Annotated in this window: 26 protein-coding genes; 10 read left to right on the top strand and 16 right to left on the bottom strand. The window is 66.1% G+C overall.

The annotated features are described in order from the left end of the window. Positions 1-19: 19 nt before the first annotated feature. The 3 genes from BMX17_RS06090 to BMX17_RS06080 all read right to left on the bottom strand — a co-directional run bounded on the left by BMX17_RS06090 (position 20) and on the right by BMX17_RS06080 (position 2,115). Complete coding sequence (locus tag BMX17_RS06090; RefSeq protein ID WP_092658594.1) at positions 20-466, bottom strand: DUF8146 domain-containing protein; 447 nt, start codon at positions 464-466, stop codon at positions 20-22. Positions 467-563: 97 nt separating this feature from the next. After that, on the bottom strand, positions 564-1,181 hold the full coding sequence (locus tag BMX17_RS06085; protein ID WP_092658593.1) for an RPA family protein: 618 nt from the start codon (positions 1,179-1,181) through the stop codon (positions 564-566). Position 1,182: 1 nt separating this feature from the next. Next, the gene (locus BMX17_RS06080) at positions 1,183-2,115 is read right to left on the bottom strand and encodes a replication factor A (protein ID WP_092658592.1); all 933 of its coding nucleotides are present in this window, start codon (positions 2,113-2,115) and stop codon (positions 1,183-1,185) included. Positions 2,116-2,313: 198 nt separating this feature from the next. On the opposite strand from BMX17_RS06080, the gene BMX17_RS06075 reads away from it, so the two are divergent. The 6 genes from BMX17_RS06075 to BMX17_RS06050 all read left to right on the top strand — a co-directional run bounded on the left by BMX17_RS06075 (position 2,314) and on the right by BMX17_RS06050 (position 6,574). Continuing rightward, positions 2,314-2,709, top strand: coding sequence for an ArsR/SmtB family transcription factor (locus tag BMX17_RS06075; protein WP_092658591.1), 396 nt, complete (start codon positions 2,314-2,316; stop codon positions 2,707-2,709). Then, positions 2,706-3,158: an arsenate-mycothiol transferase ArsC gene (locus tag BMX17_RS06070; protein ID WP_092658590.1), complete on the top strand. Its 453-nt coding sequence runs from the start codon at positions 2,706-2,708 to the stop codon at positions 3,156-3,158. Before BMX17_RS06075 ends, BMX17_RS06070 begins: the two co-directional genes overlap by 4 nt. Beyond that, a complete protein-coding gene (gene arsB, locus BMX17_RS06065) occupies positions 3,151-4,314 on the top strand; it encodes an ACR3 family arsenite efflux transporter (protein WP_092658589.1) in 1,164 nt (387 codons plus the stop codon). Before BMX17_RS06070 ends, arsB begins: the two co-directional genes overlap by 8 nt. 147 nt (positions 4,315-4,461) lie before the next feature. Continuing rightward, positions 4,462-5,220: a CPBP family intramembrane glutamic endopeptidase gene (locus BMX17_RS06060; protein WP_092658588.1), complete on the top strand. Its 759-nt coding sequence runs from the start codon at positions 4,462-4,464 to the stop codon at positions 5,218-5,220. A gap of 42 nt (positions 5,221-5,262) precedes the next feature. After that, a complete protein-coding gene (locus tag BMX17_RS06055; RefSeq protein ID WP_092658587.1) occupies positions 5,263-5,544 on the top strand; it encodes a DUF7091 family protein in 282 nt (93 codons plus the stop codon). A gap of 31 nt (positions 5,545-5,575) precedes the next feature. Beyond that, entirely contained in the window at positions 5,576-6,574 is a 999-nt protein-coding gene (locus BMX17_RS06050; protein WP_092658586.1) for a mannose-1-phosphate guanylyltransferase, read from the top strand. Here BMX17_RS06050 and BMX17_RS06045 read toward each other — a convergent pair. The 5 genes from BMX17_RS06045 to BMX17_RS06025 all read right to left on the bottom strand — a co-directional run bounded on the left by BMX17_RS06045 (position 6,571) and on the right by BMX17_RS06025 (position 10,350). Further along, positions 6,571-7,356: an SDR family oxidoreductase gene (locus tag BMX17_RS06045; RefSeq protein ID WP_092658585.1), complete on the bottom strand. Its 786-nt coding sequence runs from the start codon at positions 7,354-7,356 to the stop codon at positions 6,571-6,573. The genes BMX17_RS06050 and BMX17_RS06045 overlap by 4 nt on opposite strands. Before the next feature lie 33 nt (positions 7,357-7,389). After that, complete coding sequence (locus BMX17_RS06040) at positions 7,390-7,863, bottom strand: Tfx family DNA-binding protein (RefSeq protein WP_092658584.1); 474 nt, start codon at positions 7,861-7,863, stop codon at positions 7,390-7,392. A 136-nt stretch (positions 7,864-7,999) separates the two neighbouring features. Then, positions 8,000-8,476, bottom strand: a complete 477-nt coding sequence (locus tag BMX17_RS06035; RefSeq protein ID WP_092658583.1) for a TRAM domain-containing protein — start codon at positions 8,474-8,476, stop codon at positions 8,000-8,002. Between the two features lie 189 nt (positions 8,477-8,665). After that, positions 8,666-9,433, bottom strand: coding sequence for an alpha/beta fold hydrolase (locus BMX17_RS06030; RefSeq protein ID WP_092658582.1), 768 nt, complete (start codon positions 9,431-9,433; stop codon positions 8,666-8,668). A 77-nt stretch (positions 9,434-9,510) separates the two neighbouring features. Then, entirely contained in the window at positions 9,511-10,350 is an 840-nt protein-coding gene (locus BMX17_RS06025; RefSeq protein WP_092658581.1) for an alpha/beta fold hydrolase, read from the bottom strand. Positions 10,351-10,463: 113 nt separating this feature from the next. Here BMX17_RS06025 and BMX17_RS06020 point away from each other — a divergent pair, with 113 nt between their 5' ends. Then, positions 10,464-10,634, top strand: a complete 171-nt coding sequence (locus BMX17_RS06020) for a DUF5786 family protein (RefSeq protein WP_092658580.1) — start codon at positions 10,464-10,466, stop codon at positions 10,632-10,634. Between the two features lie 281 nt (positions 10,635-10,915). Here the strand turns inward: BMX17_RS06020 and BMX17_RS06015 are convergent, their stop codons facing one another. The 3 genes from BMX17_RS06015 to BMX17_RS06005 form a co-directional block, all read right to left on the bottom strand. Next, on the bottom strand, positions 10,916-11,671 hold the full coding sequence (locus BMX17_RS06015; protein WP_244514939.1) for a hypothetical protein: 756 nt from the start codon (positions 11,669-11,671) through the stop codon (positions 10,916-10,918). Positions 11,672-11,785: 114 nt separating this feature from the next. Next, entirely contained in the window at positions 11,786-13,732 is a 1,947-nt protein-coding gene (locus BMX17_RS06010; protein WP_092658579.1) for a methyl-accepting chemotaxis protein, read from the bottom strand. 420 nt (positions 13,733-14,152) lie between these two features. Beyond that, complete coding sequence (locus tag BMX17_RS06005; RefSeq protein WP_092658578.1) at positions 14,153-15,148, bottom strand: radical SAM protein; 996 nt, start codon at positions 15,146-15,148, stop codon at positions 14,153-14,155. Positions 15,149-15,253: 105 nt separating this feature from the next. On the opposite strand from BMX17_RS06005, the gene BMX17_RS06000 reads away from it, so the two are divergent. The 3 genes from BMX17_RS06000 to BMX17_RS05990 all read left to right on the top strand — a co-directional run bounded on the left by BMX17_RS06000 (position 15,254) and on the right by BMX17_RS05990 (position 17,317). Continuing rightward, positions 15,254-15,808: a phosphate-starvation-inducible PsiE family protein gene (locus BMX17_RS06000; protein WP_092658577.1), complete on the top strand. Its 555-nt coding sequence runs from the start codon at positions 15,254-15,256 to the stop codon at positions 15,806-15,808. Between the two features lie 93 nt (positions 15,809-15,901). After that, positions 15,902-16,984: a DUF373 family protein gene (locus BMX17_RS05995; RefSeq protein WP_092658576.1), complete on the top strand. Its 1,083-nt coding sequence runs from the start codon at positions 15,902-15,904 to the stop codon at positions 16,982-16,984. Positions 16,985-17,068: 84 nt separating this feature from the next. After that, the gene (locus BMX17_RS05990) at positions 17,069-17,317 is read left to right on the top strand and encodes a type II toxin-antitoxin system HicB family antitoxin (protein ID WP_092658575.1); all 249 of its coding nucleotides are present in this window, start codon (positions 17,069-17,071) and stop codon (positions 17,315-17,317) included. A 173-nt stretch (positions 17,318-17,490) separates the two neighbouring features. Here the strand turns inward: BMX17_RS05990 and BMX17_RS05985 are convergent, their stop codons facing one another. From BMX17_RS05985 to BMX17_RS05965, 5 genes are all read right to left on the bottom strand, one after another. Further along, the gene (locus tag BMX17_RS05985; RefSeq protein ID WP_092658574.1) at positions 17,491-18,333 is read right to left on the bottom strand and encodes a polyprenyl synthetase family protein; all 843 of its coding nucleotides are present in this window, start codon (positions 18,331-18,333) and stop codon (positions 17,491-17,493) included. 91 nt (positions 18,334-18,424) lie between these two features. Continuing rightward, the gene (locus BMX17_RS05980) at positions 18,425-19,486 is read right to left on the bottom strand and encodes a zinc-dependent alcohol dehydrogenase family protein (protein ID WP_092658573.1); all 1,062 of its coding nucleotides are present in this window, start codon (positions 19,484-19,486) and stop codon (positions 18,425-18,427) included. Positions 19,487-19,841: 355 nt separating this feature from the next. Then, on the bottom strand, positions 19,842-20,813 hold the full coding sequence (locus BMX17_RS05975; RefSeq protein WP_092658572.1) for an electron transfer flavoprotein subunit alpha/FixB family protein: 972 nt from the start codon (positions 20,811-20,813) through the stop codon (positions 19,842-19,844). Beyond that, positions 20,810-21,604, bottom strand: a complete 795-nt coding sequence (locus BMX17_RS05970; RefSeq protein ID WP_092658571.1) for an electron transfer flavoprotein subunit beta/FixA family protein — start codon at positions 21,602-21,604, stop codon at positions 20,810-20,812. The genes BMX17_RS05975 and BMX17_RS05970 overlap by 4 nt, the downstream gene beginning before the upstream one ends. Positions 21,605-21,713: 109 nt before the next feature. After that, the gene (locus BMX17_RS05965; protein ID WP_092658570.1) at positions 21,714-22,919 is read right to left on the bottom strand and encodes a helix-turn-helix transcriptional regulator; all 1,206 of its coding nucleotides are present in this window, start codon (positions 22,917-22,919) and stop codon (positions 21,714-21,716) included. Positions 22,920-22,963 lie beyond the last annotated feature (44 nt).

The raw sequence follows: 22,963 nt of genomic DNA, 5'->3' as shown, positions 1-22,963 counted from the left end.
TAGAACCGAGACAGCCGGGTCAGAGCGACTCGTCGAAGCTACTGCCGATCCGATAGGACGGTTCGTCGTCTTCTTCCTCCTCGCCGTCTAAATCTTCGAGTTGGATGACCTCTTCACCGTCCTCGTGGGCGTCGAGTTCCTGCCGGAGCTTCGTCACGTAGCGTTTGTGTTCCTCCAGTTGCTCGCGGAGGTGTTCGGCCTCCAGTTCCAGCCGCTCGTGTTCGCGGACGAAACTCTTTGGCACTTCGACTTTCGGCGGGAAGCTCGTCCCGTCGCTCGTGTCTGTACTCTCCGTGATCTCGTGTTCCGGGACGACCTCGACCTGGCCGTCGTGGGCAACGAGCAGGTCCACGTAGTCGCGGAAGACGGCCGAGAGCGAGAGATCCCGCTCCTCGGCGATCTCGCGGAGCGTCTCGAACTTCTCCTGGCTCACGCGAAAGGAGATCGTCTTGTTCTTGTTGCCCATCGTATGCCCAACTCGTCACTACTCCTACTTGAAGGTTTGTCAGACGCTCGCACGTCACCGTGGCGGGTGAAAGAAAGTCGAGCGCGGCCCGGTCGTGTCAGGGAGAGGCTTCGACCTGCTCGTCGTCCGCTTCGAGACTCTCCAGGGCCTCGGTGGCGGCCCGCCGGTAGTTCTCGACCGGCAGGTCGTACTCCTCGCGGGCCATCGAGACGTACTCGTCGACGGCCGCGCCGTCTTCCCCGTCGGCGGCCTGGTACTCCTGGATCCGCTCGATCGTTCGCTCGGCGGTCTCGACGACCCAGCGGTCGCGGGTGGCCTCGCCCACGGTAGTGATCGATTCGGGCCGAACCGAGACGTTCACCTCGCCGTCGTCGGTCTCGTAGGTCCGGGGTTTGCCGACGACCGAGACGTACGCCGGCGGTTCGAGTTCCCGGAGCATCGAGGCGGCGTCGGGCTGGTACTGCCCGGCGTACATGAAGAACGTGTTACCGTTGGGATCGACGACCCGACCCTGCCAGTACTCGCTGTCCTCGCCCACGTCCTCGGTCTCGGTGAGCGTGCCGACCAGGAAGATCCGATTGGCCCGCTCGCCCGTCGGGAGCAACAGGTAGACCGGCGCGCGTTCGTCGTCCGATTCCTTGAACGTGTAGCTCGCGTCGTTGAACTCGCGGGCGAACACGCGCCGTGCGACCTCGCGGGATGGGACTGCTGCCATGTTAGATCGACCTCGCTTTGATGAGCGTCTCTTCGGCATCGACCGGCCCGTCCAGCTCCTCGACCTCGTCGGCCAGGACGTACCGGCTGAAGGTCGGCCCCGTCACCCGGTAGTACCGACCCAGCGTCTCCTTGCGCATCTTGTCGGCCACGACGGTGGTGTCCAGCGCGTCCATGGCCATCTCTTTGGCCTCTTCGAGCGTGATCCCCGTGAAGTCCTCCGTGGCTTCCTTGTCGAAGATCACCTCGTGGACGTCCTCGCCGTCGTCGAGCACCCCCTTGATCCGGAGGTCGAACTCGCCTTCGGCCTCGCCGTGTTCCGAACAGCGGCCGTTCTGGAGCACGCGCGTACAGTCCTCCTCGGGACAGCGCTTGATGAGCCCCGAGCCGCTCTGGATGTCCACCAGCGCGCCCTCCACGGTCGTGTCGTCGTCGCCGACCTCGATGTCTTCCTCGGCGTCCTCGATCACCGTCGTCCGGTTCAGTTTGACCGAGAACCGACCCTGGTACTCGTCGGTCACGACGTTCCGCAGGTGGTAGACCTCCCCCTCTTCGAGTTCCTGCAGGTCCGACTTCGACCACTTCGTGAACTTGATCGTGCCCGTCTCGTCGCCGAGCAGGCCGACCTGTGCCACCGCGTCGCTGTTTGGCTCCCACAGTTCGACGACCTTCGCCGTCAGGTCGACCCACTGTTCGGCCGCGTCCACGTCGCTGACCTGGACCTGCTCGTTGCCGCCGCCGCCCGACAGCTCCTCGCGGTCCATGCCCGCTTCGTCGAGGTACGTGCTCGTGACGCTGCGCCGCGCCTCGTCGAGGGGCACCTTGTACTCGTCGACCAGCGTCTCCAGTCGCTCGTGGACGTCGTCCACGTCGATCTCCAGCTGATCTGAAAACTGCTCGTGTATCTCTTCCGCCTGGGTACGCAAATCTGTCATTGCTCTCACTGCCTCCGCGTCGTTTTCAATGGGAGGCATTCGACGGTTGGTCGCCTTCGGTCATAAAGGCTCGCCCCACCCGGAGTGAAAGTGTAACCGAGAGACAGGAGCCGTATGGCGTGACGACCGGGCGGCTGTCGCGACGGCCCGCCCCGCGATCCGACAAGTCTATATGAACAGTTGCTCAGATATGCAAGTGTGAGCGAGACCGAGCGGATCGAGCGGCTCATCACCGAGGAGTCGGGGGAGTGCTGTGCCGCCGACGTGGAGGAACGGCTGGACACGCTCAGGGAGTATCGGTCGTCCGTGGCCGGCGACGACTACACGGGCGATCTGAACGCGCTGAAGACGCTGGGCGACGACACGCGCTACGAGATCGTGCGGCTGCTGACGGCGGCCGGGCGGGAACTCTGTGTCTGTGAGATCGACCCCGTCGTCGACGTGAGCGACAGCGCGATCAGTCACGCGCTCTCGGACCTCCGGGAGGCCGGGCTCGTGACCCGGCGGAAGGACGGCACCTGGCGCTACTACGAGGCGACCGAGCGGGCCGAGGCACTGCTCGCCGCGCTGGACGACACGCGGGGTGAGCGATGACCGTCCGCGTCGCCTTCGTCTGCGTCCAGAACGCCGGCCGGTCCCAGATGTCGACGGCCTTCGCCGAACGGGAACGCGAGGAGCGCGGACTCGAAGACGAGGTCGAGATTCTGACCGGCGGCACCCACCCAGCCGAGGAAGTCCACGACGAAGTGATCGAGATCATGGACGAGGCCGGATTCGACCTCTCGGGCCGGGAGCCCCGCGAGATCGGCACCGAGGAGTTGCACGCCTGTGACTACGTCGCGACGATGGGCTGTTCGACGCTCGAACTGGACGCGGACGGGCCGGACGTCCGCGACTGGGCACTCGACGATCCGGACGGACAGGACCTCGACGACGTGCGCGAGATCCGTGACGAGATCGAGAGCCGCGTCGGTGACCTCTTCGACGAGATCGAACGAGTGGTCGAACGGGACGGTGCGACGGAGGTGGCTGCCGATGAGTAACGCCGCCCACGACCACGGCCCGGACTGTGAGTGTGAGAGCTGTGGCGACCCGCGGTCGATGGACTTTCTCGACAAGTACCTCACCGTCTGGATCTTCGGCGCGATGGCCGCCGGGGTCGGTCTGGGCTTCGTCGCGCCCGAGGTAACGAGTCCGATCCAGGACTTCCATCTCGTGGAGATCGGGCTGATCGCGATGATGTACCCGCCGCTGGCCAAGGCCGACTACTCCCAGTTGCGCGCGGTCTTCAGCAACTGGCGCGTGCTGAGTCTGAGCCTCGTCCAGAACTGGCTCATCGGCCCGACGCTGATGTTCGGGCTCGCGGTCGTGTTCTTCAGCGGCCTCGTCCCCGGCCTGCCCGCGCGGCCGGAGTACTTCCTCGGGCTCGTGTTCATCGGCATGGCTCGCTGTATTGCCATGGTGTTGGTCTGGAACGAACTGGCCGAGGGCTCGACCGAGTACGTCACCGGCCTCGTCGCGTTCAACAGCCTCTTCCAGATCCTCACCTACGGGGTCTACGTCTGGTTTTTCGGCCTGTTCCTGCCGCCGCTGTTGGGCATGGACGCGCTGGTCGCCGGCATCCAGACCTTCGACGTGACGCCGATGCAGGTGTTCGAGGCCATCGTGATCTTCCTCGGCATCCCCTTCGCCGGCGGCTTCCTCACCCGCTACGCCGGGACCCGGTGGAAGGGCGAGCGGTGGTACGACGAACAGTTCGTCCCGAAGATCGATCCCCTGACGCTGGTCGCGCTCCTCTTTACGGTGATCGTGATGTTCGCGACGCAGGGCGAGAACATCGTCGCCGCGCCCGGTGACGTGTTGCTCATCGCCGTCCCGCTGACGATCTACTTCGTCGTGATGTTCCTCGTCAGCTTCGGCATGGGCAAGGGCATCGGCGCGGACTACTCGACGACGACGGCCATCGGTTTCACGGCCGCCTCGAACAACTTCGAGCTGGCCATCGCCGTCGCGGTCGCGGTGTTCGGCGTCGGTTCCGGGGTCGCCTTCACGACCGTCGTCGGCCCGCTGATCGAAGTCCCCGTCCTGCTCGCGCTAGTCAACGTCGCGCTGTACTTCCAGCGGCGGTTCGACTGGACTGGGACCACACCCGATGGTCGTGACCCGTCGCCCGCCGACGTAACCACCGAGGACGATTGACGAGGGCCGCGAGACTCGACCGAACGGAGAGTCTCGAAATGCGAGCGGGCCTTGCCCGCGAGCCGGGCGGTTCGCTCGCCCGAGCAAAACCGTCGGGCAGGCGATGAGAACTCGCCGGTATTTTGGTCGGTCACACGAACACTCGGTATGGACGTATCGACGGCGCTGCCCTGGCGACGCCTCGGGCTGCTCACGGCGGGTCTGGGCCTCACGATCGGCGGCATCGTTCTCGGCCTGGCCGTGCTGTTCACCCTCATGGCCGTTCTCATCTTTGGTCTCGGACTCGAACTGTCGAGTCAGAGTCTCCTGATCTTGAACCTGATCGCCGTCCAGGGCGTGGGCTTTCCCGTCGCCGGCTACGCCTACCTCCGGTACCGTGGACGGCGCGTTCGGGAGTTCGTGCCGACCACCGTCCCGAGTCTCGGCCAGATCGGCGTGATCGTCGCCGGGTGGATCGGAGCGCTCGTCCTCGTCAGCATCGCCGGTGTCATCATCCAGATCACCGGCACGACGGCCGCGGAGAACCAGGCCGGACAGGTCGTCACCGAGAATCCCGAGTTCGTCCCCTACCTGTTGCCCTTCGTGTTCCTGCTCAACGGCCCCGGCGAGGAGTTCCTCTTCCGCGGGGTCATCCAGGGTCGGTTCCGCGAGGAGTTCGGCCCTGCGGCCGCCATCGTGCTGGCCACGCTGATGTTCGCGCCGATCCACGTCGTCTCCTTCGTGGGTGCCACCCCACAGGCGGCGCTGGTCACGATCAGCATCCTCACCGTCCCGAGCCTGATCTTCGGTGCAGTCTACGAGATTACGGACAACTTCACCGTCCCGGCGCTGGTCCACGGCCTCTACAACGCGACGCTGTTCGGCGGCATCTACCTGAGCAGTCTCGTCGGCACCGCGGGCTGGTAGCCCGAACGCCGTCCCTTAGTAGCCGGCCCGCCAACTTCGAGTATGGACGATGACGGGCGACTCAGTCGGTTCGTCGAGAACCTCCGGTCGGCCGGCGACCAGTTCGCCGAGGCCAGACGCGCCTACAGCGACGCCAAGCGGGCCGCGCTGGCCGACCTCCCGCAGGACGACCGGGGCCGCGCGAAGCTCGTCTGTCGCCGCTACGCCGAGAGACGCGCCGTCACGCTCGACGAGGACGGCCGCCCGGAGTGTTTCGACCCCGACCACCGCGACTGCCGGGGCTGTGTCGAGGACGTGCGCGAGGGCATCGTCGAGACCTGGTAGGCTTTTTCCCCCGAGCGGCCGTCACGCCGGTATGGACCGTCCGCTCGTCGCCGTCGTCCTCGCCGGCGGCACCGGCACGCGGCTCTACCCCGCCAGCCGGAGCCACCGGCCCAAGCAGTTCCAGTCGTTCGGCCACGAGCAGTCGTTGCTCTCGGCCACCGTCGACCGCGCCGGCTTCGCCGACGAGGTGTACGTCCTCACCCGCCCGGAGTTCGCCGAGTCCGTCCGGGAGCACGCGCCCCAGGCCGCCGTCCTCACCGAGCCCGAACCGCGAGACACGGGCCCAGCCATGGTGTACGCGGCCCACCGCATCCGCGACCAGCTGAGCGAGGCCGTCATGGTCACCCTGCCCAGCGACCACCGAATCGACGGCGACTTCGCCGGCACCGCCCGCACCGCCGCCGAGGTCGCCGACAGCACCGGCGGCCTCGTCACCGTCGGCGTCGAACCCACCCGCCCCGCGTCGGGCTACGGGTACATCGAACCAGGGGAAAGACGAGACGGCTACCACACCGTCGCCTCCTTCACAGAGAAGCCCGACCGCGACACCGCCGAGCAGTACGTCGATCAGGGCTACTACTGGAACGCTGGCATCTTCGCGTGGACGCCCAACGCCTTCCTCGGCGAGGCCCGCCAGTCCCCGCTGGGCCCGCTCGTCGAGGCCATGGACGACGGCGACCCCGAGCGGGGCTTCGCGGCCGTCGATCCCGTCAGCGTCGACTACGCCGTCCTCGAACGCACCGACAAGGCCTACGTCGTCCCCGCGAGTTTCGAGTGGGACGACCTCGGGTCGTGGGACGCCGTCGAACGCCTCTTCGAGGCCGACGAGGCGGGCAACGTGGTGCTGGGTGACGCGCTACGTTCCGACGCCACCGACAACGTCGTCGCCACCGACGGCCACGTCAGTGCCGTCGGCGTCTCAGACCTGGTGATCGCCAGCTACGGTGACCGAACGCTGGTGATCCCAAAAGACCGCGCACAGGAAGTCCGCGAGGTTGTTGCGCAGTTGCGCGAGGAAGACCGGTATTAACTCCGCAGACTCCCGCCGTCGACCGGCACCGCCGCGCCGGTGACGTAACTCGCCGCCTCGCTGGAGAGCCACGCCACCGTCTCGCCCAGCTCCTCGGGGTCGCCGATCCGTTCGAGGGGAATGCCGTCCGACCAGTCGTCCAGCCCCTCGTCGTAATCGTCGTACTCGCCGCGGTCGATGTTCTGCTCGATCAGCTCTTCGATCCGACTGGTCTCGTGGGCCCCCGGCAGGACCGCGTTGACCCGCACGTCGGGCGCGAACTCCCGAGCCTGGGTCTTCATCAGCCCGATCACCGCCCGGCGGACCGAGTTCGAGAGGACCAGGCCGTCGATGACCTCCTGGACCGACCGGGAGGTGATGTTGACCACGGTCCCGGCGTCGCTGTCCTGCAAGTGCGGATAGGCCTCGCGAGTGGTCCGCACGACGCTCATCACCAGCAGGTCGTACGCCGAGTAGAAGTCCTCGTCGTCCATGTCGAGGAAGGGGCCGCTCGGCGGGCCGCCTGCGCTCGTGACGACGTGATCCAGCCCGCCGAACGCGTCGACCGTCTCGGCGACGAAGCGCTCGATGTCGTCGGCCTCGGTGATGTCGGCCTCGACGGCCAGCACGTCGCCGTCGCCGAGTTCCTGCAGGTCGGCCTCGGCCTCGTCGAGTCGGTCGGCCGAGCGGCCACAGATCGCCACGTCCGCGCCCTCGCGGGCGAACGCCTCGGCGCTGGCCAGCCCGAGGCCGCTGCTGGCTGCCGTGCACAGTACCGCGTTCCCGTCGAGTTCGAGATCCATATCCGGGCCGACGAGCGCCGACGGCTAAAAGGCTCACTCCTCGGGCCGCTGGCGCACCCGCACTGCCCCGTCGCTGGTGACGCCGACGAACAGCCGCCGCTCGACGTTGCGCCCGACCACCGCGTCGCCCGCCTCGTCGCTGATCCGCTTCATCAGTTCCGGGGCCGTGTGGTTCACCTTCACACCGACCTCGTCACACTCCGCGAACACCCGCGCCGGCACGTCGTAGAGGTCCGTCCCCGGCTCGACGGTGATCCGGACCGGCGCGCGCAGCGTCTCCGCGAACGCGATCGTCTCGCGCGCCTTCGAGACGTTGTCACGAGCGCTGGACTCGACGCTGGAGACGTTCGCTCGTGACGTACCCAGCAGGTCGGCGATTTCGGCCTGGGCCAGCCCGCGCTCGCGCAGTGCCAGCACTTCCGCCTGTCGCCGCGTCAGAACGTTCTCCGCGGAATCGAATCCCGCCCGGTCGAGAATCCCGTCGACGTCGATCTCGTCGTCAGTCATTCGTGTCTCCCACGCGTCCGTTGCACAGCGTAGCACCGCCCCCGCGAAAAACCCACCGTCCGAACGGCCACCGAACTGCGACCGCCGGCGGACTGGATTGTCCACAGTCCTGCCGGTCACGACCCCGCGGACCGCCCTAGCTGCCCCAGAAGTTGTCCCGGCTCCCGAGGTGTGGATCGTCCTCGTCTTCGTCTTCGTCCTCGTCGACCTCGTCGGTCTCGGCCTCGTCGCCGACCTCGGCCGCTTCCGCGTCGTCGTCTGCCTCCTCGTCCTCGTCTTCCAGTGGCAGCCGCTCGATCTCCTCGGCCTTGGCGTGGTTCGAGTGGACGCGCGTGATCTGTACGCGAGACCGGGCCTCCGGCAGAACGCCGTCGACCATCACGATGAACCCGTCCTCGGTGCGGCCAACGCCGGCCCCACTCTCGTGGATGTCTTCGACCGTCACGACGACTTCCTCGCCCGGCTGGACCGGCTGTTCTTTCAGGTCGCGGATCGGCTGGTTGTAGTGATTGCACCACTCCGCGCCGCCACGGTCCCCGTAGTGCTGGCACCCCATGCCTTCGATTCGTTCGCTAAAACTGGGGCAGTCGTCGGCCAGTGGACAATCCGGCATACTGAGGCGTAGTCAGAGGGGCAATTAAACGCTTACGACCCACCTTTTTACTGCGGGGGGTGGCGGCGAGCCGCCACCCCCGCTTGCAAAAACGTGGGCGAAAAAGGCGCGAGCGCGGCGATGCCGCGCTCGCGTAGAACCGCGCGCCACAGGCGCGCGGATGCTCGACATCTTTCGCTACCGCCTCCGCTACCGCACCGCCGCCGCGAACCGCCTGACTTCCGTGGCGACCTGCGCGGGGTCCGAGAAGATCGCCGTGTGGCCCACACTCTCCAGCTCAGCCACCTCGGCGTCGGCCAGCCGGTCGTCCAGTTCCCGTACCGCGTCCCGCAGGTGTGTCGGCCCGCGTTCGCCCGTCAGGAGAAGCGTCCGCTGTGGAAGTGTGAGGTCGTCGGCCAGCCGGTAGTCCTCGACGGCGTAATTCTCCCGCACGACCGTCTCCGCGAGGTGGAAGTTCACCCCCTCTGGCCAGAACGGAAGCCGTTCGGGATCATCGACCTCCCCCGAATCTCGGAAGAACGCTGCCATCGCCTCGCGGCGCTCGCCCTCGTCGAGGTGGGCGTCCATCCGGGCGGCCAGGTCGTCACCGCGATGCTCGCCAACCAGAATGGCCGGCTCGTAGAGAATGGTACCGGCGAGCCCGCCGTCGCTGGCGACTTCCAGCGAGACCAGTCCACCGAAAGAGTGCCCGAACAGGATCGGCTCCCCCTCGACCGCCTCGACGACCGCCCGTACGTCCGCGACCTCGCGGTCGAGGCTGTACGCGTCCGAGTCACCGCTCTCGCCCCGTCCCCGGCGGTCGGGAGCGACGACCGTGAACGCCTCGGTGAGAAGGGGCACCAGCGCGTCCCAGCTGTGGTGCGTCCCGGACCCACCGTGGACCAGCACGAGCGGCTGGCCGTCACCGGTTCGTTCGCACGCGATCTCCGTTCCATCTGCGGATTCGACCGTGAACATGAGCGGGCTTCCGCGTTGTGGGGTGACCAGAATAACCCCTTCTCTCACTACTTGGAGTGTTGAAGTACCGCCACGACTCAGGCGAAAAACTCCCGGATCGGCTCGATCTGTTCGGGCGTGTTCAGCGCCGGCGCGTGCCCGCAGTCGATCTCGACCGTCTCGGCGTCCGGTTGCACGTCGAGCATTCGCTCGTAGGCATCCGCCGGCAGGATGTCGGAGTCGACGCCACGGAACAGCAGGATCGGCACGTCGATGGCCGCCCACACGTCCCAGGGGTCCGGCCCGTCGTCCTCGCCCGAGACGAGAATCTCGGGGTCGTACGCCGGCGCGAAGTCGCCGTCCCCGGTCCGCCGCGCCGAGGTCATCGTCAACCGGCGGTACTCGTCGTCGGTCATCTCGCTGAACCGCCCCTCGTACAGGTCTCTGAAGTAGTCCTCCAGTTCCGAGAGCGTCCCGACCGTCGGCGGGTTCGGGACGTACTCGACGATCCGGCCCATCGCTTCGGGCTCGGCGTCTGCCTCCGGGTTCGGCGGCACGTCGTTGACCACCAGCCGCTCGATCCGGTCGGCGAGTGGCCCCCCAGCCAGCGCCATCCCCAGTCCACCGCCCATGGACGTGCCGACGTACCGGAGCGATTCGAGTTCCAAGGCGTCACAGAACCCGACAAGCGTCTCGACCAGCGCCGCGTTGGTGTAGCGCTCGGCCGGTTCGTCTGCCCACTCGCTCCAGCCCCGCCCCGGTATGTCCGGACAGATGACGTGGTAGTCGTCCTGCAGGTCGCGGGCCAGCGGATCGAAGTCCCGTCCGTTCCGGGAGAGCCCGTGAACGCACAGCACTGGGGGATCGGCGGAGTTGCCCCACGCCGAGTAGTGGATCTCGATCCCATCGACGGTGACGAACTCGTCACTTCGTGACATAGCCTCGCTTGGACGGGCCCGCTCAAAAGTCCCGGTGGCGTGGTGGGGAGTCACACTCACAGCACCGCGAGACCGGGGCAGTTTTACTCCGGGAGTCTCTGCGGTTGTACACAATGGGCTTTGGAAGCTACGACGAAAGCGAGCAGAAAGATCAGAGCGTCGAAGCCGACGAGGACGAGGCCGTCAACGTCCACGAGGACCACGACACCGGCGACGTCGAGTTCCAGTCCGACAAGGACACCGAGGAGCTGGTCGACCAGCTCCAGCACATGAAAGAGGACTGAATTTTCATCGACTGAATTTTTACTTCGTCGGGTTCGCGCTCCGCCCGAACCACTCCTCGCAAAAATTTAGTATAAAAACTGCCTCGACGCGACCAGCGGTCGCGTCGAGTGTGCCCGCGAGTGACCGCAGGGAACGAGGGGGCGCTCGTCAGAGCTTTGCTCTGACGGTGAACCGCGCTCGTTTCACTCGCGCGGATGCTAGTTTCGACGAGAGGCGTGTGCAACGGCGGCTACAGTGGGAGTGTGACCTGATCGAACATTCGGGTAGTACAACTGCCGAGCTACGCCCTCTCGGCGCTCCGATTCTCGAGCCACCAGCCGAATCCCGTTCCGGGAAGCCCGAGCAGAAGTAGTGGCAGTAGCAGATAGAGCGCGGAAAGCGTGTTCCCCGACAGAAGCACTGCCACCGAGAGGAGCAAAGTGCTCATCGCCATCACACCAACGTCGTACTCTCGCCGTCGAAGTGCGATGCCAGTCAACACGGGGACTCCGGCTGCGAGACCGAACGAAACGTTGCCGAACCAGTCGACGACCGACAGCGTCGGGGCGGCGAGAGCGTTCGCACTCACGAGTGCGACGGTTGCCCCTGTCGGGAGTGCGATCAGAGTGAGGAAGTGACGACTCCGATCTCGGACCACGAGACCAGCCCCGATCAGTATCCCGCCGATAGCCAGGAGAGAATCGAGCACGATTCCCTCGAAAAGCCCTCCGCTACCGTCGACAGACGTCGTTCTGATGTAGAACACGCCCTCGTCTGTCCGGATATATCTGTCCCCTTCGAGAGCGTCGACGGCCCGATAATCGTCGTAGGTCGAAAGCGTCGTCCGACCCTGTTTGACTACCGCATCGACGACTACTTGAGCGGACCGAGGCAGATCTGAATACGCCGTCACTGTCGCATTACGTGGTGGCTCGCCCTCACTGACGACTTCCGAAACCATCGTTCGATCTCCCGCCGCCGAGAGTGCCGTCACAGCAATTCCGACGACGAGCAACCCCACCACGACGTAGATCGCGGTCTCGGTTCTCGAATCCACGGTTACCCGTTATTTCAATCCTATAAATATTTTCTCTGTGCTGACTAGAAAGTATCCCCGTCTCGGAACGTGGCACCCGACTGAGTGAAAGTTCAGCAGGGAAAATTCAGCGTCTCACCGACCACCGTCGCCGGCTGTGGGTTTCGAGCCCGTCGCGTCTCGACTCCCCGGCTGAACCGTGAACTGCGACAGCAGCGACTGCAGATCCTCGGCGCGGGTCCGCAGCGTCGAGACGGCGGTGTCGACCTCCGAGATCGACGCGGACTGTCTCTGGGCGACCGACGACACCGTGTCCGTCTCCTCGGCCGTCTCCCGGCTCAGATCCGTCACTTCGTCGATCATCGCGACGGCCTCCTCCGTGGACGCGGCCTGCTCGTCGACCGTGTCGCTGATCTCCTGGACGCCGCTGTCGGTTTCGGCGGCGTTCTCGGCGACGTCCTCGAACGCCGCCACGGCGTCGTTGATCGCGTCGATCCCCTCGACGACGCTCGATTCGGCTTCCTGTGCTTTCGTGACTGCCGCCTGACTCTCCGCACGGGTGCCCTCGATGAGCCCTTCGATGTCGCCCGCGGCCGACCGCGTCTCCTCCGCGAGGTTCTTCACCTCGTTCGCGACGACAGCGAAGCCCTCGCCAGCGTCCCCACCGCCACCGTTCCCGGCACGGGCGGCTTCGATATTGGCGTTCAGCGCGAGCATATTCGTCTGCTCGGCGATGTCGCCGATCAACTCGACGATCTCGCCGATCTCGTCCATCTGCGCGTCGAGTGACTCGACACGTTCGACGGTCGTCTCGATGGCCGCCCGTACGTCCTGGGCCTGCTCGCGGGCACGGTGGGCGGTCTGCTCGCCGCGGTCGGCCACGTCGGCCGTCGCCTGTGAACTCTCGGCGACGGTCTCGGCCGAGGCGGCCACTTCTTCGATGGTCGCCGACAGATCGGTCATCTCGTCGGCCGTGGCTTCGAGTTTCTCGCGCTGCTGGTCGGTGGCGGACGTGATCCGCTGGACGGACTCCGTGAGCGACTCCGAAGCAGTCCGTGCCTCGGCGGCTTCGGTCGAGACCTGATCGCTCTCCGTCACGACCTCGTCGGCGAAGGCCTGGATCTCGTCGACCGTCGACTCCAGTTCCGTGAGCATCTCGTTGAACGCCGTCCCGATCTCGCCCATCGCATCGTTCTCGTCGTCGACCTCGACACGGGCGCTCAGGTCGCCGTCCGCCGCCCGATCCATCTGGGTCCGGTACCGGTTGGCGACCCGTTCGAGGCGCTCGTTGCGCTCGCGTACCTCGCCCATCTTGCGTTCGGCGTCGGCCTGTGCCTGTTCTGCCTCCTCACGCTTCCGTTCGATCTCGGCCTGCTTGGCCTCCAGATCGTCGATCTGCTGGGCGCGGTCTCGTGCCTGTGCCAGCTGTTCGCGGGCGTCCTCGCGGGAGCGTTCGGTCGACACCCAGTTCGACATGAGCGCGAGCGCCAGAAAGAGGACGAAGATCCCGTGGATGAGCCCCCAGACCCACGGGTTGTTGATCGCGGCCGTGTGGTTGTACACGCGACTGGCCTCGATGGTTCCGAAGACACCGTGAGTGAAGACAACGTATCCCAGGCCGAGCGCGAACGGGAGCCAGTCCTCGTAGGTCGCGACGACCGCCATCGCGACGAAGAAGTGGAAGTGCGCCTCGATGTACCCGCCCGAGAACTGCACGAGGACAACCGACGAGGCCAGAAGACTGGTTATCGCCAGTGCGGTCCGGACGCGCCGCGAGAACGGACCGGCCCAGGCCAGTGCGGCGAGCCCGAACACGATCCCGATCTCCAGCAGGATCAACGGAAGCGGCGTCGCCGGAATCCGTGCCTCCGCGATGGGCGTCGTGCCGCTGTAGATTCCGAGGAGAAACCAGATCGGCAATTGCAACAGCGTCGCGGCGATCACGTTTCGGTGGCGCGCCCGCCACGTCGACTCGGGAATCGTCGTCCCGTCCGGAATGTACGATACGAACGTCGCGAGCGCGTCCCGGAGACTCTCGTCCCCTGGCGCACTCGCCCCGGCTGTACCAGATGCCCCTGACATAGCTCTACCATCAGTACTGCAAATAAGAAACTTCGGCCAACGTACTCAGAGTTGATAATGTGCTCGGACCAGCGGGAGTCAGGGGGTTCGCGCGGAGCGTGAATCTCCCTGCAGTAAAGATTTAGACAGGCGTCCGCTCCACGACCTGCCCGTCGTAGGACGGATACTGCCACGAGCACCTTTTTCTCCGCGGGTGGTCTCGCAGTCGCTCGACCACCACTCGTCGAAAAAGCTGCACCAAAAACGCTCGCTCCCGCCGGTCGCTCGCGTCAGGCAACCGGCGTCCGCTCTACGACCTGCCCGTCGTAGGACGGATACTGCCGCGAGCACCTTTTTCTCCGCGGGTGGTCTCGCAGTCGCTCGACCACCACTCGTCGAAAAAGCTGCACCAAAAACGCTCGCTCCCGCCGGTCGCTCGCGTCAGGCAACCGGCGTCCGCTCTACGACCTGCCCGTCGTAGGACGGATACTGCTCGACGATCTCACCCTCGTCCAGATCGCCGTCGGCGATCATCTCTTCGAGCAACCACCACGCCACCTCGACGTGGTCGGATTTCACAGTATAGAACTCCTCGGGCACGCCCAGGTTCTCGAAGCGCTCGGGATCGGCCCAGGTCTTCCCGTAGACGAGCGTCCCGTCGTCGGTCACCTCGTCGAACGGTCGGCGGATCGTGCGAGCCATCCGTTTGAGCCGCCGCCGGTGCTGGGCAGCGTCTTTGAATACGGAGGTACAGAAGTAGACCTTCTCGTGATCGCCCATGACCTCCAGAATCTCCTCGCGGGAGTTCTCGACGGCGCTCATGTGCCCCTCTTTCCGCTCGTACCCTTCCTCCTGCATCCGCCGGTAGTTGCCGTCGGACATCTCGAACTCGTTGATGTTGCAGAAGTCGGCCGCGCCCTCCTCCAGGAACTCCAGAAACTCCGTCTCCGGGCGAATGCCGGGGATCTCGAAGGCAGGCGTCAGCCCTTCCTCGCGGGCGACATAGAGGATGTCTTCCCACTCGGTGCCGTGGAGGTCGCCCCACTGCTCGAAGGGTGGGTGAAAGCGGATCTCGTCGAGGCCGGCCGCCGAGAGGCGGCGCATATTCTCGCGGCCACCCGTGATACCGGTGTAGAGGTGGGTGTGGAAGTCCTCGCCGTACTCGTCTTTGAGCAGGGAGAGATAGCGAGTGGTCCGCTCCATCGCCTCCTGGGGTTCGCCGCCGGTGATCGAGGCTCCGAGGGCGTCCATGCGCTCGGCCTCCTCAATTACGTCCTGGTCGTCCTCGACGAGGCGTTCGTTGGCATACACGTCGGTGACGTTCTTGCGGTTCTCGCCGAGCGGGCAGTAGAAACAGTCACGCTGGTCGCAATAGCCGTAGACGAAGAGGACGAGCTTGCCGCCCTCGGCGCACTGTTCACAGCCCTTGGATATCATCGGTTACCCCTGTTTTCCCGTCCACGGGCAAAAGCCGTGCGAAACTGAACCGGGGATGTCCCCCGTCGACACGGACCTTTTCGGTCTCCGGACGTTGGTATGGGTATGAGTGGCGAGGACTCGGACCGTGACGAGGGGTCCACCGACGAGGCCGACGAGTCGCCCGCCGTCGCGGCGGGATCGACGGCCGGAACCCTTGGAGGGCGAGTCGACCCGTTCGTCGACTTCTCCGAACGGGTGATGCAACTCGTCGAACTGATCGCGGGGTTCGTCCTCGTCGTGCTGTTCGCCATCGGCGTGTTCGATCTCGGTCTCCAGATCGTAAACGAGATCCGGAGCGGCGACATCAGCGACCCGCTTGTCGTCATCGGGTTCATCGACACCGCACTCCTGCTTTTCATCATCGTCGAGGTGTACAACACGGTCATCGCCTACGCGCGCTCCGACGAGACGGCCCGGATCCTTCGGCTGGTGATCTTCACGGGGGTGATCGCGCTGGTCCGGAAGGCAATCGTCTTCCGCACCGGCGAGTTCGCGACGAAGGCGGACGCACTGATGGTCGCGGCCGCCTACGCCCTGCTCACGCTGACGCTCGCGGTACTGCTGTTCGTCAGCTACCAGTACGTCGGCAGCGAGGGCAACGAACCGGCCGGGCTCTGAGACAGTGATCGCCGGATCGACGGGAGTCGATCCACCTGCCGGATCGGTCCGTCCCCCAAAAGCAGATAAGCGACAGCGGTGAACTATCGGGTGATGCTGCTGGTCCTGTGTGTGGACCTCGACGACGACCTCGGACGCAAGACCGGTGTCGACACGCCGGTTATCGGCCGTGACGCCGTCGAAGAGGCCGCCGTGGCGCTCGCGACCGCAGACCCCGAGGACTCCGACGTGAACGTCCTGTTCGAAGGGCTTCACATCCAGAAATCGATCGACGACGAGGACGTCGAGGTCGCCGCAGTGACCGGCGTCGACGGCAAAGACGTGGCCGCAAACCGCAAAGTCGGCGAGGAAGTCGACACCGTGCTGGCGAGCATCTCCGCCAGCGACGACGTGCGCGCCATCGTCGTCACCGACGGAGCCCAGGACGAGAGCGTCGTCCCCGTCATCCGGTCGCGGGTCTACATCGACGGCGTCCAGCGCGTCGTCGTCCGTCAGGCACAGGACCTCGAATCGATGTACTACACCATCAAGCAGGTGCTCGACGACCCCGAGACCCGCGGGACGATCCTCGTCCCCCTCGGGATTCTCCTGTTGATCTATCCGCTGGCGATCATCGCCGACCAGCTGGGCCTGCCCGGCGCGGTCTTCGGCATCACGTCGGGCCTGCTCGGCCTCTACATCCTGGGCCGTGGCCTCGGCGTCGAGCGGGCGCTTGACTCGGCCATCGACCGCCTCCGGTCGGTATTCTACGCCGGTCGCGTGACGCTCATCACCTCCGTCGTCGCCGCTGCCCTCCTGCTCATCGGTGGTGTCGAGGGCGTCCAGTCGCTGGAAACCGCCCAGACCAGCCGCGGGACGCTGAGTGCACTCGAAGTGCTGGCGGCACTCGTGATCGGTGCCGTCCGGTGGTTCGCCGCTGCCGGCATCACCTCCAGCCTCGGCCGCGTCACCGACGAGTTCCTCGCCGGCGAGTTCGAGTGGCACTACCTCAACGCCCCCTTCTACGTCGTCGCCATCTCGGCCGTCCTCTACGGCATGAGTGCCTACTTCCTCGATCTGGTGACCCTCTCTTTCCTCGCGGCGACGCTCACTGGCGGCACTATCCTCGGCCTCGTCAGCACCCTCGCGTTCGCCGTCGTCGAGTCCCGGATCCGGGCGGACCGGCCACCGGCCTGAGCTACCACCCCGAAACCGCCCGGCGGCGTGACCACTGTCGAGTTCGACAGAACGCTTATTCCACCCACGGTCGTAGGCGATCGTATGTCCAGCCGGGAGATCCGTCTCATCGAAGAGGACGACGGCCAGTGGTCCGCGGTCGACGTCGAAACCAGCGTCGTGAGCCAGGGCGAAACCCGCCAGCAAGCGCTGGAAGTGCTCGACGAGGCCGTCGCCCTCTACACCGACGACGACGGCACGGCCATCGGCGACGAAGTCGCCTACCTCGAAGACCACGGGATCGACCCGGCCGAAGTCACCGATCCCCGGGATCTCCCGGACGTCATGCAGTAGGGTGCCCTCGGTACTTACGAACGGAGCGGTCCCTCGGAACAGCGAGCGGTGAAACCGCGAGACAGAGCCCTCGTTACCGTTCTCTCACTGCGTTCGCGGCACGCTCGTTCGCGGTCTCACTTCGCTCGACCGCACGCCCACCGCTCACGAACTGCGTTCGCGGTTCCCTTCGGTCACCGCTCCCGTACAACCACGAACTCCGCCAGATCCTCCAGATACGCCAGCGCCTCGGAGTCCTCGGCGTCGACCGTCGACAGCGACGCCAGCGCCTCGTCGGACATCTCGCGTGCGCGCTCGTTGGCTTCCTCGGGCGTCAGATCGGTCACCTGCACCAGCGAGGGACGATCCATCGCCGCGTCGTGACCCGTCGGCTTCCCCAGGTCGTCGGCCTCGGCGGTCGCGTCCAGCACGTCGTCGCGCATCTGGAAGGCGATCCCGACGCGCTCGGCGTACTGCCCGAACGCCTCGACCGTGTAGGCGTCGGCGTCGGCCGCGATCGCGCCCAACTCGGCGGCGGCGCGAAACAGCGCCCCTGTCTTCCGGCGAGCCAGTTCCATGTACTCGGTCTCGTTTTCCGGCTGGGCGACCAGTTCCGTCGCTTCCCCCTCGCCGAGTTCGACCATCGACTCGGCGACGGCCTGCATCGCCCGCTCGTCGCCGGAAAAGAGGGCAAAGGCCTCTCCGAGCAGGCCGTCGGAGGCGATGATCGCCGGGCCGAAGCCGAATTCGGCCCACGCGCTCGGGACGCCCCGCCGAACCTCCGAGTCGTCGATGATGTCGTCGATCACCAGAGACGCGTTGTGGACGAGTTCGATGCCCACGGCGAAATCGACCGCGTCCGCCGGATCACCCCCCAGCGACTCACAGACCAGCACCGTCACCGTCGGCCGGACGCGCTTCCCGCCCGAGAGCGTGACGTGGCCCAGCTCGTCGGCCAGCTCCGCCGGCTCGACCCCGTCGAGGACCGCCTCCAGTCGCTCCTCGACGCGCGCCCGTCGGCGCTCCAGATACTCCATTGCTGGAGGCTTAGGACCAGGGCCCAATGAGGTTGACGAAGCGACGCGTCGTGGGACACGGGCGCGACCGCCGACCGCCCGCCGCGACCGCTCAGAACGAGTCGACGACCGGAATCCCGTCCGTCTCGAAGTCCGTCATCGCCGCCAGCTTGTCCGAGACGTCTTCGAGTCCGACAGTCTCGGACACCACCGCGCTCGGATCGATCTTGCCCGTCGACACCATCCGGAAGATCTCGTCGTACCTGGAGACCGGCATTCCGTACGAGCCGAGGAACTCGATCTCCCCCATCACCATCGCGTCGCTGGGCAGGGGAATCGACCCTTTCTCTTCTTCCGTCGTTAGCCCGATCTGGAGGTGCTGACCGCGAGTACCCAGACTCAGCACGGAGTTGCGGCTCGTCTCGGCCACGCCGAGCGCGTCGACGCTGACCGCCGCGCCGCCATCGGTAAGCCCCTTGATCGCCTTGGGGACGCGCTCTGTCTCGGCCGCGTTGATCGTCTCGACGGCACCCAGTTCCTCGGCCTGGCGCAGTTTGTCGTCTTTCAGGTCGACCGCCACCACGTTCGCGCCGAGCGCGTCCGCGATGTGGACCGCCGAGAGCCCCACGCCGCCACAGCCGTGGACGGCGACCCAGTCGCCCGCGCCCACGTCCGCGCGGTGGGCCAGCCCGTGGAAGGATGTCATGAACCGACAGCCCAGGCCCGCCATGTCGACCGACGTGACCCCGTCAGGGAGCTGGACGGCGTTGAAATCGGCGAAGGGGACGTGGACCTGCTCGGCGAACGCGCCCTGGGCCTGCTCGACGAATCCCAGCGGAATACCGTTCTCGCAGGTGTTCGAGTGGCCCGTCCGACACTCCGGACAGGACCCGTCGCCGAGGCTGAACGGGATCGCGATATGGTCGCCCTCCCGAACCTGTTCGACCTCGTCGCCGACCGCGACCACGCGGCCGGCCGGCTCGTGACCGAGGATCTGACCCGCGCCGGCGTCGATGCCCAGCCAGTCCCAGTCGCCCTGCCAGACGTGCCAGTCGCTCCGGCAGATCCCGCAGGCTTCGGTGTCCACGACGACTCCGTGGGGGTCCGGTTCCGGCGCGTCCACGTCCTCGATAGCCAGTGGCTCCCCGTGTTCCTCGATGACTGCTGCGCGCATATCGTCAATACCCTCGGGCGGTTCAGGGATAAAGCTTGACGCGGGGGTGTGAACCCTACTAAATCGGGGACAGCGTGCCGACGGCTCCGAAACCAGAGTGCTACCGCTCACGACCAGTCGCCGCGCGGAAAAAGAATCGAGTTGGCCCGACTTACACGTCCGGCACGTCGCCGCCGAACTCCTCGGATGCCACCTTTTTCCGCTCGGGGTCGCGGGGCGACCCACTCGCGCAAAAACGTGGGCGAAAAAGCCGGACACTCGGCCTCCGGCCTCGCGTCCGGTACAATATCAGCCCAACGACAGCAGTGGCTCACGACCAGTCGCCGTGCGAAAAAACGAAGTAGATTTACCCGACTTACACGTCCGGCACGTCGCCGCCGAACTCCTCGATGAGGGCCGGCACGACCTCGAAGAGGTCGTCTTCGATGCCGTAGTCGGCGAGGTCCCAGATGGGTGCGTTGGGGTCGGTGTTGATCGCGACGATGGTGTCTGCGCCCTTCATCCCGGCGACGTGCTGGACGGCACCGGAGATGCCGATGGCGATGTACACGTCGGGCGTGACGACCTTCCCGGACTGGCCGACCTGCCGGTTGGCGGGGAGCCAGCCGTTGTCGACGATCGGACGGGACGACGACAGCGTGGCGTCGGTCGCCTCGACCAGCGCCTCGATCAGCGGGAGGTTCTCCTCCTCGTCGATCCCACGACCGATGGAGACCAGGAAGTCCGCTTCGCTGATGTCCACGTCGCCGCCGGCGACTTCCTCGAAGCCGGTGACGGTCGACTGGATCTGGCTCTCGTCGATGTCGGCGTCGAACGCCTCGATGGCGGCGTCGCCGTCACCCTCGGCCTGGGGCCACTCGGCCGGCCGAATCGTCACGGCGGCGTGGTCTTCTTCCACGTCGATGGTCGTTTCGACCTTGCCACCGTACTGTTCGCGCGTGACGGTGAGGCCGTCGTCTGCCGCCAGATCGACCGCGTCGGTGACCAGCGGCAGGGAGAGGCCCTCGGCGACGGCCGGGGCGTAGTCCATCCCGTTGACCGAGTTGGGGGCCAGCAGGTACTGCGGGTCGACCTCGGCGTAGAGCTGTTCGATGGCCTGCGTGTAGACGTCGTGGTTGAACTCCTCACCGTACTCGACGGTGTGGATGGCGTCGACGCCCTCACGGTTGACCTGCTCGGCGTAGTCGTCCACGTCGCCGCTGATGACGGCCAGGTGGAGGTCGCCGCCGGTCTGGTCGGCCAGGTCGCGGCCGGCCGTGACCATCTCGAGGCTCACGTCGCGCAGTTCGCCACGGCGGTGCTCGGTGACGGCGAGAACGTCCGTCATCCTTCGACCACCCCTTTGTCGCGGAGGAATTCAGCCAGCTGCCCGGCCGTCTCCTCTGCGTCACCGCTCCAGACCGTCGCGTCGCCCTCGGACTCGGGCTCGTACATATCGGTCTGGGCCAGCGGGCTCTCGAGGTCGTCAGCCGAGAGGCCGACGTCGTCCAGCGTCTGCACGTCGAGGGGCTTGCTCTGGGCCTGGCGGATACCGCGCAGGCTGGCGTAGCGGGGCTCGTTGATCCCGGACTGGATCGTCAGCACGGCGGGGCTCTCGACCTCGGTGAGTTCCTCGACACCACCTTCGAGTTCGCGGTGGACGTTCGCGACGCCACCCTCGATGTCGAGATCGAGCTGGTTGACGACGGCAGCCCACTCGAAGCCGATCTTTTCCGCCAGTGTGACGCCCGTCGCGCCGTTGGACTCGTCACCGGCCTGGACGCCGGTCAGGACCAGATCGGGGTCTTCCTCCTCGACGACGCCCGCGAGCAGTTCGGCCTTGGTGTCGACGTCGAGCTTGCCCGTGCTCTCGATGTCGTCGTCCCACACGCGGATCGCGCGGTCGGCACCCTTCGCCAGCGCCATCCGGATGGTCTCCTCGGACCGCTCCGGACCGATCGTCGCCGTGACGACCTCCACGTCGTCCTCGGCCTCGCTGATCTGGACGGCTTCCTCGACGGCGTAGTCGTCCCATTCGTTGAGGTCGTATTCGAGATACTGCTCGGCGATATCGCCGCCGGAGATCTCGAACTCGTCCTCGACTTCCGCCACCTCCTTTACCGTTACGAGAATCTTCATGCTCACCCGACTCTGGGAATTACTCCCCGTTAAACGTTTCCGAACGGCGTAAGCGCGGAAAACTGTTCATCTCCGACCGGACCGGGACGATCGCGGCCGGTCGTCGTATCTACCCGCTGTTTTCCGGCTCCTCACCGTTCGTATCCGTGATGTCCTCGTCGGGGAACGAGATGAGGTTCTCCCGCCCGATCCGGAGTTTGTCGATGCGGCCCTCGTCGTCCATCGAGGACAGCAACTGGGACACCTTCGCGTTCGACCAGTCGGTCTCTTTGACGATGTTGGCCTGTTTCATGCGCCCACCGTTCCGTTCGAGCAGGCGCTCGATCCGTTCCTCGTCGCTCAGCAGTTCCTCGTCGATCTCGTCGTCGCCGGTGTCGGTGGCCGTGGCCGCCGTCCCGCCGTCGGTCGTCGAGGCGGCCGTCCCAGTCGCCGCCGGGGGCGGGTCGTCACCGTCGCTGCCGCCGTCGGTACCACCGCCGGTCGGGGAAGCCGGCGACGGCACGTCGAACTCCCGCGTCGCGAGCAGGTACGCGATCACACCGGCGACGACGAGGACCACGATCCCCACGAGCACGAGCGGAGGGATGCCGCCCGACTGGGAATCATCGGTCCCGTTCGGCGACGTGACGCTCCCGGTTCGCCGGTAGACGACCGATGGCGGACTGGTTCCGAAGGTCGCCGACTCGGTCCCTTCCCAGCGGAGCGATCCGTTCGTCACCGAGTAACCCCTCGGCGAGGCGCTGATCAGATCGTACGTCGTCGGCGGAACGATGGTGAGCGTCTGGTTCACACCCAGGGTCGGGAACCACGTCCGGTCGGCCGAGAGGAACACGTCGTCGACGTAGAGGGAGGTCCCGGATTTGCGAGCGAACCCGGACCAGGTGAACGTCAACACGAGTTGGCCGGTCGAATTGACGACGGTACTTCGCCGGGTCACGTCGCTGATCTCCATCTGCCGACCCGTGGCAGCGCTGGCCTGTTCGCCGGCTGCACGGACTGTCTGTACGGTCCGGGACTCGCGTCCGTTCTCGAATTCCTGTGCCGTCGACTCGAACGCCGCTCGCCGCGCCTCGGTTCCGAGCGTGTAGTTTCGCCTGATCGTCCACACCGCGTCACCGTCGGATCGGATCCCGACTCGAAACGTCGTGTCGGTGCGGTTGAGGTCGGTATCCTGTGTCTGGAGGGAGACTGCACCGCTCGAGACCGCCGGCTGGTGCGCCTCGGCCCCGTCGGCGAGCGCCGGGGCCGCCACCGGACCTGCGGTCAGGAGGAGGGCGAGTGAGGCGAGCAGGACGGCATGTGCCCGCGTCAACATTAGTCCTCTCTGGTCGCGCCTCGGGGAAAACACTTTCCATCAGG

The sequence above is a fragment of the Halorientalis persicus genome (assembly GCF_900110215.1).
Lineage (GTDB): Archaea > Halobacteriota > Halobacteria > Halobacteriales > Haloarculaceae > Halorientalis > Halorientalis persica.
Note: the sequence above shows the minus strand (reverse complement) of the source record. Positions and strands in the feature narration are given on the sequence as shown.